Origin of the sequence: Streptomyces sp. CA-210063 (genome assembly GCF_024612015.1) — a bacterium.
In the GTDB taxonomy this organism is placed as follows: domain Bacteria; phylum Actinomycetota; class Actinomycetes; order Streptomycetales; family Streptomycetaceae; genus Streptomyces.
The window spans coordinates 9,237,954-9,250,334 of the sequence record NZ_CP102512.1 but is presented as its reverse complement, the minus strand read 5'-3'; the positions used below and the strand labels follow the sequence as shown (position 1 = coordinate 9,250,334).

General features: G+C 70.9%; 12 protein-coding genes. 4 read left to right on the top strand and 8 right to left on the bottom strand.

From position 1 onward, the window contains the following. The first annotated feature begins 5 nt into the window (after positions 1–5). Positions 6–2,024 (top strand): non-reducing end alpha-L-arabinofuranosidase family hydrolase, encoded by a 2,019-nt coding sequence (locus JIX56_RS40460; protein WP_257548512.1) that lies wholly within the window; start codon positions 6–8, stop codon positions 2,022–2,024. Between the two features lie 130 nt (positions 2,025–2,154). On the opposite strand, the gene JIX56_RS40455 is transcribed toward JIX56_RS40460, so the two are convergent. Beyond that, complete coding sequence (locus tag JIX56_RS40455; protein WP_257548510.1) at positions 2,155–3,126, bottom strand: LLM class F420-dependent oxidoreductase; 972 nt, start codon at positions 3,124–3,126, stop codon at positions 2,155–2,157. A gap of 321 nt (positions 3,127–3,447) precedes the next feature. Here JIX56_RS40455 and JIX56_RS40450 point away from each other — a divergent pair, with 321 nt between their 5' ends. Next, on the top strand, positions 3,448–4,596 hold the full coding sequence (locus tag JIX56_RS40450; protein WP_257548508.1) for a hypothetical protein: 1,149 nt from the start codon (positions 3,448–3,450) through the stop codon (positions 4,594–4,596). A gap of 62 nt (positions 4,597–4,658) precedes the next feature. Then, positions 4,659–4,862 (top strand): hypothetical protein, encoded by a 204-nt coding sequence (locus tag JIX56_RS40445; protein WP_257548506.1) that lies wholly within the window; start codon positions 4,659–4,661, stop codon positions 4,860–4,862. A gap of 13 nt (positions 4,863–4,875) precedes the next feature. On the opposite strand, the gene JIX56_RS40440 is transcribed toward JIX56_RS40445, so the two are convergent. Continuing rightward, positions 4,876–5,988 carry an ABC transporter substrate-binding protein gene (locus JIX56_RS40440; protein ID WP_257548504.1) on the bottom strand — a complete coding sequence of 371 codons (1,113 nt, stop codon included), beginning with the start codon at positions 5,986–5,988 and terminating at the stop codon, positions 4,876–4,878. A gap of 150 nt (positions 5,989–6,138) precedes the next feature. Then, positions 6,139–6,327 carry a hypothetical protein gene (locus JIX56_RS40435; protein WP_257548503.1) on the bottom strand — a complete coding sequence of 63 codons (189 nt, stop codon included), beginning with the start codon at positions 6,325–6,327 and terminating at the stop codon, positions 6,139–6,141. Between the two features lie 189 nt (positions 6,328–6,516). Here JIX56_RS40435 and JIX56_RS40430 point away from each other — a divergent pair, with 189 nt between their 5' ends. After that, complete coding sequence (locus JIX56_RS40430; protein WP_257551396.1) at positions 6,517–7,470, top strand: UTP--glucose-1-phosphate uridylyltransferase; 954 nt, start codon at positions 6,517–6,519, stop codon at positions 7,468–7,470. Between the two features lie 353 nt (positions 7,471–7,823). Here JIX56_RS40430 and JIX56_RS40425 read toward each other — a convergent pair whose 3' ends face one another. The 5 genes from JIX56_RS40425 to JIX56_RS40405 form a co-directional block, all read right to left on the bottom strand. After that, entirely contained in the window at positions 7,824–8,879 is a 1,056-nt protein-coding gene (locus JIX56_RS40425) for a hypothetical protein (RefSeq protein ID WP_257548501.1), read from the bottom strand. Between the two features lie 79 nt (positions 8,880–8,958). Further along, complete coding sequence (locus tag JIX56_RS40420; protein WP_257548499.1) at positions 8,959–9,231, bottom strand: helix-turn-helix domain-containing protein; 273 nt, start codon at positions 9,229–9,231, stop codon at positions 8,959–8,961. Then, positions 9,228–9,956, bottom strand: coding sequence for a hypothetical protein (locus tag JIX56_RS40415; RefSeq protein ID WP_257548497.1), 729 nt, complete (start codon positions 9,954–9,956; stop codon positions 9,228–9,230). The genes JIX56_RS40420 and JIX56_RS40415 overlap by 4 nt, the downstream gene beginning before the upstream one ends. A 13-nt stretch (positions 9,957–9,969) precedes the next feature. Continuing rightward, positions 9,970–11,994 (bottom strand): hypothetical protein, encoded by a 2,025-nt coding sequence (locus tag JIX56_RS40410; RefSeq protein WP_257548496.1) that lies wholly within the window; start codon positions 11,992–11,994, stop codon positions 9,970–9,972. After that, entirely contained in the window at positions 11,984–12,211 is a 228-nt protein-coding gene (locus JIX56_RS40405) for an S-type pyocin domain-containing protein (protein ID WP_257548495.1), read from the bottom strand. The genes JIX56_RS40410 and JIX56_RS40405 overlap by 11 nt, the downstream gene beginning before the upstream one ends. Positions 12,212–12,381 lie beyond the last annotated feature (170 nt).

The window sequence follows — 12,381 nt, the reverse complement described above, 5'->3', positions numbered from 1 at the left end:
GAACCATGAACCCGCTGAAACGGCTCGGCCGTCGCCGAGCCTCGGTGTTATCCCTGCTGGCCGTGGCCGCCCTGGTCACGCCAGAGGCCGCGACCGCCGCGCCCGACGCCGTGAAGGCCTCCACCCTCGGCGCCCAAGCCGCCCAGTCCGGACGGTACTTCGGAACCGCCGTGGCCGCCGGACGGCTCGGCGACGGAACGTACACCGGCATCCTGGACCGCGAGTTCAACTCGGTCACCCCCGAGAACGAGATGAAGTGGGACGCGACCGAACGGTCCCGCGGACAGTTCACCTTCGGCGCCGCCGACCAGATCGTGAACCGCGCGGCGGCCCGCGGTCAGCGCCTGCGCGGCCACACCCTGGTCTGGCACTCCCAACTGCCCGGCTGGGTCAGCTCCATCAGGGACGCGAACACCCTGCGCGGCGTGATGAACAACCACATCACCACCGTGATGAACCGCTACAAGGGCCGGATCCACTCCTGGGACGTGGTCAACGAGGCCTTCGCCGACGGCCCCAGCGGCCAGCTCCGCAGCTCCGTCTTCCGGGACGTACTGGGCAACGGCTTCATCGAGCAGGCCTTCCGCACGGCCCGGACAGCCGATCCGGCGGCCAAGCTCTGCTACAACGACTACAACATCGAGAACTGGAGCGACGCCAAGACCCAGGGCGTCTACCGCCTCGTCCGCGACTTCAAGGCGCGCGGCGTGCCCATCGACTGCGTCGGCCTCCAGGCCCACTTCGGCACCGGCGGCCCGCCCGCCAGCTTCCAGACCACACTGTCGAGCTTCGCCGCCCTCGGCGTGGACGTCCAGATCACCGAACTGGACATCGCCCAGGCACCGGCGAACGCGTACGCCAACACGGTCAGGGCCTGCCTGAACGTCGCGCGCTGCACCGGCATCACCGTCTGGGGCATCCGCGACAGCGACTCCTGGCGCGCCGGGGAGAACCCCCTGCTGTTCGACCGCGGCGGCAACAAGAAACCGGCCTACCAGTCGACGCTCACCGCGATGGGCGGCACGGCCACGGCACAGCAGGCCGACGCCCCTTCGCCCCGGTCCGCCGCCGCGCTGCCCTCCCGCTTCTCCTGGAGCTCCAGCGGGACACTGATCTCACCGAAGTCGGACGCCACCCACAACATCGCGGGCATCAAGGATCCGACGGTCGTCCAGTACAACGGCAAGTACCACGTGTTCGCCAGCACCGCGAGTTCCTCCGGATACAACCTGGTGTACCTGAACTTCAGTGACTGGTCCCAGGCCGGCTCGGCCACGCACCACTACCTGGACCGCAGCGCCATCGGCCGCGGATACCGAGCCGCACCGGAGGTCTTCTACTACGCGCCGCAACGCCTGTGGTACCTCGTGTACCAGACCGGCAACGCCTCATACTCCACCAACCCCGACATCAGCAACCCCAACGGGTGGAGCGCACCACGCAACTTCTACTCGTCGATGCCCGACATCATCAAACAGAACATCGGCAACGGCCACTGGGTCGACATGTGGGTGATCTGCGACAGCGCCAACTGCTACCTGTTCTCCTCCGACGACAACGGACACCTGTACCGCTCCCAGACAACCGTCGGCCAGTTCCCCAACGGCTTCACCAACACCGTCATCGCGGCCCAGGACTCCAAATACGCCCTGTTCGAAGCGAGCAACGTGTACAAGGTGCAGGGCTCCAACCAGTATCTGCTCCTGGTCGAGGCCATCGGATCGGACGGCCGGCGCTACTTCCGCTCCTGGACCTCCCCCAGCCTCGCCGGTTCCTGGACACAACTGGCCGCGTCCGAGAGCAACCCGTTCGCCCGGGCGAACAACGTCACTTTCCCCTCGGGCGCCTGGACCAGGGACATCAGCCACGGCGAGATGATCCGCGCAGGCTACGACCAGACACTGACCATCCCCGCCTGCCGGCTCCAGTACCTCTACCAGGGCATGAACCCCAACGCCGGCGGTGACTACAACACCCTCCCGTGGCGGCTCGGCCTCCTCACCCAGACCAACTCGACCTGCTGACCGAGAGCACCTGGCTGCGGCTGCGGCCAGGAGCTTCGCGAGACGCTCGGCTGGGTTCCCGGCCGAGCGTTTCGCGTGCCCGGCAGGAGTGGCGATGCTCGGTCAGCTCTCGCCTCGGAGTGGCGTGGCGTCATGCGAAGGCGTCGCGCACGGCGGGCAGCAGTGTCTTCTCCGACCAGTCCAGATACGCGGGCTGCGACTCGCCGCCGATCTGCACCAGGGCGATCTCGGTGAACCCGGCCTCGGCGTACGGGCGTACGGCCTCGACGAAGGCCTCCGGATCGTCGCCGCACGGGATGGACGCGGCGACGTCGTCGGGCGTGACGAACTGCGTGGCCGATGCGAACGAATCCGGGTGCGGCAGCTCGGAGTTGACCTTCCAGCCGCCGCCGAACCAGCGGAACTGGTCGTGCGCGCGCCGGACCGCCGTGTCGCGGTCGGGGTCGTAGCAGACCGGCAGCTGGCCCACGCGCGGCTTGCCCGCGCCGCCGTGCCGGTCGAAGGCCTGGAGCAGCCCCGGCTCGGGCTCCGTGGCGATGACCAGGTCGGCGAGCCTGCCCGCGAGGGCGCAGGAGTGCTCGCCGGAGACGGCGATGCCGAGGGGCGGCGGCTCGTCCGGCAGGTCCCACAGCCGGGCGGACTCCACGTCGTAGTGCGCCCCATGGTGGTTCACATGGCCGCCCTCGAAGAGCGCCCGGATGATCTCCACCGCCTCCTCGAGCATTTCGTGCCGTACGTTCACGGACGGCCAGCCGCCGCCCACCACGTGTTCGTTGAGGTTCTCGCCCGAGCCGAGCCCCAGCCGGAACCGCCCCTGCGACAGCAACTGCATCGTCGCCGCCTTCTGCGCCACCACCGCCGGGTGATAGCGGAACGTCGGGCAGGTCACGTACGTCATCAGCGGAATGTGCGAGGTCGCCTGGGCGGCCGCGCCCAGCACGCTCCACGCGTACGGCGAGTGGCCCTGCGAGCGCAGCCACGGGAAGTAGTGGTCGGAGGTCACCGAGAAGTCGAACCCCGCGCCCTCGGCCCGAACCACATGGTCGACGAGCTCACGGGGGCCGGCCTGCTCGGTCATCATCGTGTATCCGATGTGCACCATGAGCACCGAGTCCCCGGCCGGGAGAGTCGAAAACTCCTCACCGACGCCTCCAGCACGTGCGTCGGGGTCCGTAGCGGCGCGGGTGGTGGTCAGGCCGGCGAACGGAGTGCGCCCGTCCGGGTGACGACGGGCGGACGAGTCGGGCGTGACCGATGTCGTCCCTGGATGCGAGTCCCGCCGCGACCGGGGAGGTGGGCAGCGGTGGGTACCTCCGGGAAGGTCGCGCGGCCGAGGCGGAGGCCGGTGGGACCCCCGGTGTCTTCCGCCGGGCCGCGGCGACGATACTGGCATACGCACGTGCCCCTGCTGCCCGATGGACTTATGCCGACCTCCCCCACAGCCCGTTCCACGATTCCCCCCACGGTGTGGCCGGCTCGCGGCCGCCACGTCGGACCCGACGCGGAAGGCGTCCTCCGTCACACTCTGCGACAGCTCAAGGACAGCCACGTCATCGACGACTTCCTGGAGGTGCCCGACGCCGGGGGCGACTCCCCGGAGCGGGTCTTCGAGGCCCGTTGGCGGGTTCCCGACGAGGTGACCGTGCGCGCCCGGCTCAGCCTCGCGCCCGACCTGGGCGGCGGGCGTGAGTGGACCCTGCTCGCGGAGGCGGAACAGGCGTGGGACCCGGCATGGCCGTCCCCCGTCACCCGGTTCTGGCCGGAGTACGGCGACTGGGACCACGACGCCGCCACAGGCCTGTCGCTGAGCAGGATCACCACCCTGCCCGAGGACGACAAGGATGTACGGCGCCTGCTCAGGGACTCCGGGCACAGCGGATGGTGCGTCCACGTCGTCGTCCACGAGGCCATGACCACGGACGAGCGCGGCCGGCTGCCCCTCACACGATGGCTGCCGCCGAGCCTGCGCCACCGCGTCGTGGAACACCGGGCCGCGCCGCATCAGCTGCGAGTCGTGAACTGGGCGCTGCGGGAGTTCGGTGTGGACGTGCCGCGCGGCGGTGCGGTGGTGCTGCCCGGCACCCCGGCCCCGTCCGGCTACGACGCCGAGGACTTCACCGTACGCACGGTGTTCCTCGACGGTTCGGAGCCGGCCGACCTCGTCGCGGCGGTGACGGGGTTCGCCGCGCTGCCGCGACCGCTGCCGGACGGTGCCGACGACGCCCTCACCGCGCTGCGGGAGGACTGGCACCTTCTCACTCTCGAGGAGGAACTCGACCGGGAACGGAAACGGGTGGCGATGTACGCCGAGGCACTGGAGGCCATGACGAAGTCCCGGGACCTGTACCGGGAGGCGACCGAGCGCGCCCACGAGGCGCTCGCCGCCTTCCGCGAGTCCGCCGAGGCCGCTCCCGCCGGACAGCAGCCGTCCGGGGCGCGGACGACGTCTCCGTTCCAGCAGCTGACGCGCACGCTGGAGCGTCTGAAGGACGGCGCCAAGGCTCTGCGCCCCGCCGCCACCACCCAGGGCGACGAGGACACGGACTCCCGGCCGACCGGTTCGGAGCGCTAGCGCGTCGGCGGTTGGTGCGCGGCCGGGGCGCGGGCGAGCCATAGTCGACGTCGGCCGGATACGTGTCCGCCCGCACGGCGGGTGATTTCGTCACCTACGGCTTCGGCGGCGAACTCCACCTGGACGACGGCGTCGGTGTCCGGGCCGTAGACGGCCCCGGGGCGCGGCGAGCAGTCGGTTCCGCCCTCCTCCGGGCGGCCCCGGGCCGGCGCCGGCTGCCGCGCGAGGGTCTGGGAGTCCGGTCGGGGCGCCCGTCGCGCAGCTGACCTCCGTGCTCCCTCAGCCGGCGTGAAGTATCCGAAAGCGATCAGGGTCCGTCGGATCTCGATCAACGACTTGGATCGGCGTCCGAGCCCATTGCCACACGCTGATGCCTGGCATGCGGGAGAACCGGATCTGCCCGCGGGTGCCTTCGACCGCGACACGCGGCCAGGATGCGGCGGTGCGCGCCCGGTCCGTGCCGTGAGAACGCAGCACCTCGGCAAGGACGGCGACCGTGTCGTAGCCCTCGAAGGCGACGAAGGAGGGCGCTTCGGCCAGCCGCTCGCGAAGGGCCGTCTCGACTCGTGCGCCGAGTGGGGCGAGGTGCTCGGGCAGGTAGCGCAAGAACGGGATCGCGGCGCTGTCGTCGCCCAGCATCGTCGCCCATTCGGCGAACTCCGGTTGCCCGGCCGGAGCACCGATCATGATCTCGGCGAGGCGCTGGTCGCGACGGACGGACGTGACGATCGACACCGCCGGCTCCGGGTGACCGACCAGAAGCAGGAGGGCTGTCACGCGGTGGTCGACGAGTGCGTCGCACACCGCCGTGGGGGTGAGCGCGCTCATGTCGAGTTCGAGGACGGTGCCGCCGCGAGAAGCGAGGTGGTCCCGCAGAATGCGGGTCCCCGTCGCCCAGTAGACACTCGGCTGGGCTGCCACGGCGATGCGGTTGTGGCCCGTGCCGAGGAGGAAGTCCGCGTAGACCTGCCAGCCGCGGGACTGCGGCGGGGAGAGGCGCGCGACCCATTCCGTCGGCTGCTCGGTGAGCTCGTCGAGAACCGCTGACGAGCAGAGGAACGGCAGGCCGAGAGCGTCGGCCCTGGCGGCAGCGGCGCGAGCGACAACGCTGTGATACTCCCCCGCCAAGGCGGCCACGCCCAGGCGAGCCAATTCGTCCACGGCCGCCGCGGCCCTCTGTGGATCGGCCGCGGTGTCCCGGACCACCAGCTCGAGTGGCCTTCCGAGGATCCCGCCGGCGTCATTGGCTTCGCGAACGGCCAACTCGAGTCCGGCGAGCAAGTGTTGGCCCGCCGCGACCCAGCCGGGCCGAGTCAGCGGAACGAGAGCGCCGATCCGGACGGCCGATTCGTCAGTCCGCTCCGCTCCGGGTGGCGATGGTGGCGTATGCATGCGTTGGCGTCTCCCCTGTGATGATTCGGTCGCGGTTCGCTCGGATCGCGGAGTGGCAAGGCCCGGTGGTACGCGTTCATGGCGGCGGGCGCACCGCCTTGATCGTTCCACGCTCCCGTTTCCTCTTCACGGTCCGCCCGCCGACTCACCTCATGGTGAGCGCCGGTTGCCACTGCCCGGAGCGCGGGCGGAGCCGGGCGGTCCGTCGCCGTTCGGTCCGGTGAGGGTGACGTGGCGGGTCGCGCCCAGCGCGCGTACGTCGTGGAGGGCGTCGGCGGCCAGGGTCTTGTCGAACCGCGCTGATTCGTCCCTCGGTTCCCTTCTACTCTGTTGCGTCAAAAGTGCTGGTCCTCAGCGTCCAGACGGGCAGTGCCACCGAGAACCGCCCTCGACGAGCGGATGGACGCCGTCTGCGACGCCGGCTCCCCGGGCCCAGGTGAGAACTTCCTTCCGGAGCTGTGCGACCGTGTAGGCATCCAGCTCGCCGTGCCGGCCGGTACGGTATGCCGCTCGACCGAGAGAGACCTGATGCCCCCGACGATCCGCAGGGCCGTGATCCCCGCCGCCGGACTCGGCTCCCGTCTGCTGCCCCTGACGAAGGCGACACCCAAGGAGATGCTCCCGGTCGGCGACAAGCCGGTCATCGAGCACACCGTGCGCGAGCTGGTCGACTCCGGCATCACCGACATCACCATCGTCGTCTCCGGTGGCAAGAGCCTCATCCAGGACCACTTCCGCCCCAACCCCGCGCTCGTCGAACAACTCCGCGAAGACGGCAAGACGGCCTACGCGGACGCGGTGGAGGAGGTCGCGGAGCTGGCCCGTCGAGGCCACATCACCTACCTCGACCAGTACGGCCCGTACGGCAACGGCACCCCGGTCCTGAACGCCGCCCGCGCCTTCGGCGACGAGCCGGTGCTGGTGCTGTGGCCCGACGACGTCTTCGTGGCCGAGGTCCCCCGCGCCCAGCAGCTGATCCGCGCGTACGAGCAGACCGGCTGCCCGGTGCTGGCCCTCCTGCCGATGGATCCCACCGAGTCCCAGCGCTACGGTGTGCCCATCGTCAAGGAAGACCTCGGAGACGGCCAGCTGCGCATCACCGGCCTCGTGGAAAAGCCCGAGCCCACCGCCGCCCCGTCGTCGTACGCGGCCATCGGCGGCTACGTCGTCACCCCCGGCATCATCGACGAACTGCGCGAGCAGACCCGCCGCTGGTACGAGCACAAAACCGGCGAGGTCTACCTGACCGACGCCATCAACGCCTACGCCGCCACCCGGGCGGTGTACGGGCAGGTCATCAAGGGCCGCTGGTACGACACCGGCAATCCGGCCGACTACCTCGTCGCCCAGATGGCGTTCGCCCTCGCCCACCCGGAGTACGGCCCCGTCGTGCGCGGCCTGGTCACCGGACTCGACGCCGACCGCGCCACCGACGACCGGACCCCGCACCCGGATGCGGATGCGGATGCGGTCGCGGACTAGGCGCCGGACAGGCCCTGGGAACGCTGTCCGGGGAGGAAGGAGCGGCGTCGGGGGGACCGCCCGCGGCGAGCGCCACCGGGGCCGGTCGAGCTGTGATCGACGGCCGTCGCGGCCGGTCGAGCTGTGATCGAAGGCCGTCGCGCCGGCGAAGCACCTCAAGACTGCGCTCGGCACGCCCCTTCCACCGACACGCCCGGATGCTTGTCCCCCGGGCCGGATGTCCCCGGGGAAGGCTCGCGCTCCGCCGTCGACGTCTTCTCACGGGGCGGCCAGGAGGCCTTCGTCGGAACGGCCGAGAAGGGCCGCCCGGAGTACTCCCGGGCAGCCCTCGGCACATGTACACGGCGAGGGGGTCAGGCCTGCCTGATCGCCTCGGCCCTGCCTTGCCACTCCTCCAGCACGGCCACACTCCGGAACATGGTCTGGAGGGACTTTCCGATCCGCCGGGCCGGTCCGCGCAGGTGCCGGCTGGAAGCGCCGAACATGTTGATCAGGGCCATCACCTCCTGGAAGCCGATCGTCGCGGTCTGCATCTCCGGGGACGCCGTCGCCACCTGGTCGAGAACCTCCGCCGCGCCGTCCGGCCACTCGCTGCGCGGCGTGTCGGCCGCCCACTCCAGGAACGCGCCGAACGCCCCGACAGCGACCCCCATGCGCTCCGCGAAGCGTTCGGCCGCCGCTTCGAGGTCGCCCGCCGGCCCGTCGATGGCTTTGGCCAGACGGTTGATCACCGCCAGCTTCGAACTCATCGAAGCCCCGGGATGGCTGACGCGGACCATGTCCTCGGCGATCAGCTCCATCATCGCCCCGAGATCCGTCAGGGCGGACTCCACGTCGACCATGTCCCCCGAAATGGCCTCCAGTTGGGCCTCGGCTTCGACGGCCAGGTCGAACAGGCCGGGTCCGTCGTCGTGGCCGGGAGCTGATTCCTCCGTACGCGTCCGCGTCATCGGCTGGGAAGGCGCGACCGCGGCAGCCGGCCCGTGGGAGGCGTCGATCAGCAGCCTCGTGAGCTGCTGCCGGGCCATGAGCGCGCCGTCCGGGTGCGACGCGAGCTCGATGGAAGGAGTCCTCACCGCTCTGGATGGAGTGTCGGATCCCTCGGTGACATGGACGGTGCACCGGCCGAGTGCGTGTCGCATGCCCAGCCCGAAGGACAGCTCGTCGTCGGATCCGCTGAGGTCCGCGACGACGACGTCCACTTCGGTGAGCAGGCGCAGCAACTGGTCGGCGGGCAGGCCGGCGTCCGTGAGCGCGTCCGCCCGGAGAAGGGTGAGGCCGGACTGTTCGCAAGCGGGGCGCACGACGTCCTCGTAGAAGACCATGGACCGGTGTCGCCCGTTCGGGACGGATCGGCCGGGCGGGTCGGCGGGGACGGTGGTTCCCCCGATGGCGAGGCAGGTGGGCATGGCAGGCTCCTTCGGGTTCATGGAAGTTCGCGGGTATGCCTTGTCGCCGGCAGGCGGCCGACGGATCGGAAAGAGGAGGTCAGTCGAAGAGGGTGAGCGCGACTCCGTCGGCGATCTCGTCGGCGAAGACGGGGCGCTCCTCGATGCCCAGGGCGCGCAGCAGATCCACGGTGCGCACCCGGTGGCGCCCGCCGACCCGGACCGTGTCGCAGGGGAAGGCGTCACGGGCGACGAGCCGGTAGGCAGTGCCCAGGCACATGCCGAACGCCCTGGCCGCCGTCCTCAGGTCGACACTGACCGGCAGGTTGAAGATCTCGCGGAAGGTGAGAGGTGTCTCCACGCGGTCGTTCACCCTTTCCTCCCGCCCCGCCGCAGGGAGATCGTCGCGACCTGACGGCCCCGGCCCGAGTACGAGGTGCAGGCAGCAGTGCCGGCCAGGCCCCACGCCTGGGCAAGTGCGCCGATCCGTACGCCCTCCACACGGTGGGCGGGGACGGTGATCCGCCGACTGGCCGAGAGCCCGGGCCGCCCCCCGGGCGGGTCGTAGTCCACCTGCCAGGGGCCTTCCCTGTCCGTGTCGAGGGGGATGCCTCCAACACCTTCCACGTCGTCCACAGCCACCTCCGGGCGGGCTCGACGCCACACGGTCCATGCGCGCGAACAAGCCGAGCGCAGCACCCGTTCGCCGGGATCGGGGGTATGCGCCCCGACCTCCCTCAGGGCTTCGAGGTAGCACGTGACGAGTTCGGCCTCGACGTCTTCTCGTTCCGCGCGGAAGTACCAGGTGATCCTGAACGCGGTGCGGCGGAGACCGGGCAACCCCAGCCACACCGCTGCCGACGACCAGTCGGAGCGGTCGGCGCCGACGCGTACGCGCTCCGCGATCTGGTGCCACAGGGCGGTACGCACAACGGGTTCCACGGAGCGGTCGTACAGCATCTGCCGGGCCTGCTCCAGAGCGATGGGGACGCCCGCTCCCTCCGCTGCCGCGAAGAGTCGCGGTTCGGGTGTCGGGTTCCGCCCCGCCCACTGACGTTCGACAGTGGTGAAGAGGCCAGGGTGAGGGGAAAGTGACATCGGTTCCTCCTGGTCAATCCGTGGGGGTGGCCGAGGCCTTGCTGCGCCATGCCGTCAGCAGGCGCGACACCAGTTCCTTGCCGGGCATGGCATCCGGGCCGCGTTCGACGGCCAGGAGCCATCGGAGGAATCCGGGCTGCCGGGCTGCCACCAGGCCCGTGAGCAGTTGCTCCAGAGCCGGATCCGGCCCTGACGCACCGTCGGCTTCGCGGCACCATGTCAGGAGGACATCCCGCATGGACGGGTAGGTGGTCGACTCGTCGAGGGAATGGCCCGTCAGTTGGACCATGCCGGAGGCCGTCCCGGTGTCGGCGAGGATCCGGCCGCGGCACCACGCGAGGTCCTTCCCCGCCATGGTGGGGAAGGTGAGGGCCGCCAAGCGGGCCGGGACGCCGTCGGACCCGGCCCAGTCGCGCAACCTGCCCAGGACGGTTCCCCTGGTCCGGGAGTCGCCCGCCGCGAAGCGTTGCACCAGCGCCTCGGCGACAGCCGCGGTGACGGCCAGGTCGTCCGTGTCGTCGCTCAGCGTCTCCATGAGCCGGTGCAGCAGCCGAAGGGCATGCCCGTCCGTGAACCGGCCGCGGTCCGAACGGCAGGCGTACGCGACCGCTGTCCGCAGGGCCGCCTCGGGTGCGGCGCTCCACCGGTCGAGCAGGTCGTTCGCCTTCGCCGCCGCTGCCAGGTCGCCGACGGCCGCGCCCAGGCACCGGGCGGCCACCTCGACGGCCGGAGGCCACTGGGTCAGGGCCAGAGGGCGGAGGAACTCCAGGGTCCGGCCGCCGGTCGCCACAGCCATGGCGGCCACTGCCTGCCCGGCCCGTTCGATCTGGTCCGGTTCGTCTCCGGTGCCGGCGAGCCACGGGTGCAGCAGGGGCAGCAGGTCGGGGTGATCACGGCACACGACCGCCCACACGGCATCGCCCACGGCCGGCCAGAAGAACGACACGGTGTCCGCGTCCGTCCCCGCCCGTCGCGTGCGGCGCGCCCCCAAGGCACGCAGGATCTCGGGCATGGGCCGCCGACCGGCCGTCGCGGCCTGCCGACGGCGCGGGCTCCGCGTGGTGGGCTCCTGCTCCGGTCCGGCTCCCACCAGCGCCAGCAGGTCCACCGCCCGCTCCATGACGACACCGTGGTCGAGGCCGCCGTAGACGCTGAGGGAGAGCAGGTGGGCGAGGAGTACGGGGTCTTCCCGCGCCCGGCCCACCAGTTCCGGGGCCTCCGCCCGGGCCAGGGCGGGCAGCACCTCGGCGCAGGAGGCGCCGCCCGTGCCCAGCCGGGCCACGGCTTCCGCTGCCTGTGCCGCGGAGCGGGGCGGCAGCTCCACGGGCAGCAACTCGTCGAAGAGGTCCGGTCCCAGGGACCGCAGCAGGCATGAGTACCTGTCCTCGTCGAGGCAGAGGTCCGCGAGATGGGCTGCGAAGACCTTCCGCGGGTCCGGCGGCAGATGGCGCAGGACCGGCGCACCGAGGTGGTCCTCCAGTGCGGTGGCCAGACCGGGGGCGTCCGCCAGCACGATGAGGAGACGCGCACCGGCCTCTGCCAGTGGTGTTTCCAGCCTGGAGAGGTCCCAGGGGCGGAGCGCGAAGGGGTCCGGGGGTTCCATGACCAGGTAGCCGTGCACGCCTCTGGGTCGCGGCGCCCACCGGGTGAGATCGACCGCCCCGTCCACCTGGACCAGCGCCGGCTCCTCCCTGCCGTGGGCCAGCAGATTGAGGGCATGTGTCTCCCGGCCGGTCCCGGGTGCTCCGACGAGCACGGAAACACCGGCGTCCAGTGCCGCGAGAGCGTCCTCGAAGCCGGGCGGCGGTACGAAACACCGCCGTGCCGCCTTCAGGTCCTTGGCCCGTACGGGGCCCTGTCGCATCGGTGCCGCAGGGGTACCGCCGTCCGCCGGGGCGGACACGATCTGCCGCTGATCCCCCGTCACCACACCGGTGTTGACCGTACCGTTCGGCGCGAGGACCACCGTGTCCCGTCCGGCAGCCAGGGCCGCGACGAGGGAGTCGAGCTGGTCGTCCCGGAGAACCTCAGATGTCACCGTCGGCTCCGCTGTGGGGGTGGGCGGAGAGGTCGATGGTGGTGACGTGCTGACCGCCATGGACCGTGCCGGTGTTGATGATCCCCCGCTCGGCGTTCAACACCGTGGTGGCGGCGGCTTCCGGCTCCTCGTGGCGGTCGCCCTCCGTCTGGGGTGCCGGCCGCCGGCGGTGAAAGGGGATCACGTTGTCGTCCTGGAAAATTCCCTCTGTTCGCATGTCGTCCCTCCGGGGTGATGGGGACGCGCGAGGATTTCTCGTGCGTCATTTCCTGACGCCCCGAGATTCCCGCATCGGGGAATTCCTGTCCGCTGTCAGAACGCATACGGGAAGTGGCTGTGGTCACATGCTTGGGATCTTGCGGAGCGAGGCGTGCAAAGGGCACGGGC

What these genes read in the sequence shown, in the direction of transcription:
- JIX56_RS40405 (WP_257548495.1), bottom strand. Translation starts at nt 12,211, where the DNA reads ATGCGAACAGAGGGAATTTTCCAGGACGACAACGTGATCCCCTTTCAC.
- JIX56_RS40425 (WP_257548501.1), bottom strand. Translation starts at nt 8,879, where the DNA reads ATGCCCACCTGCCTCGCCATCGGGGGAACCACCGTCCCCGCCGACCCG.
- JIX56_RS40450 (WP_257548508.1), top strand. Translation starts at nt 3,448, where the DNA reads ATGCCGACCTCCCCCACAGCCCGTTCCACGATTCCCCCCACGGTGTGG.
- JIX56_RS40455 (WP_257548510.1), bottom strand. Translation starts at nt 3,126, where the DNA reads ATGGTGCACATCGGATACACGATGATGACCGAGCAGGCCGGCCCCCGT.
- JIX56_RS40415 (WP_257548497.1), bottom strand. Translation starts at nt 9,956, where the DNA reads ATGTCACTTTCCCCTCACCCTGGCCTCTTCACCACTGTCGAACGTCAG.
- JIX56_RS40440 (WP_257548504.1), bottom strand. Translation starts at nt 5,988, where the DNA reads ATGCATACGCCACCATCGCCACCCGGAGCGGAGCGGACTGACGAATCG.
- JIX56_RS40460 (WP_257548512.1), top strand. Translation starts at nt 6, where the DNA reads ATGAACCCGCTGAAACGGCTCGGCCGTCGCCGAGCCTCGGTGTTATCC.
- JIX56_RS40430 (WP_257551396.1), top strand. Translation starts at nt 6,517, where the DNA reads ATGCCCCCGACGATCCGCAGGGCCGTGATCCCCGCCGCCGGACTCGGC.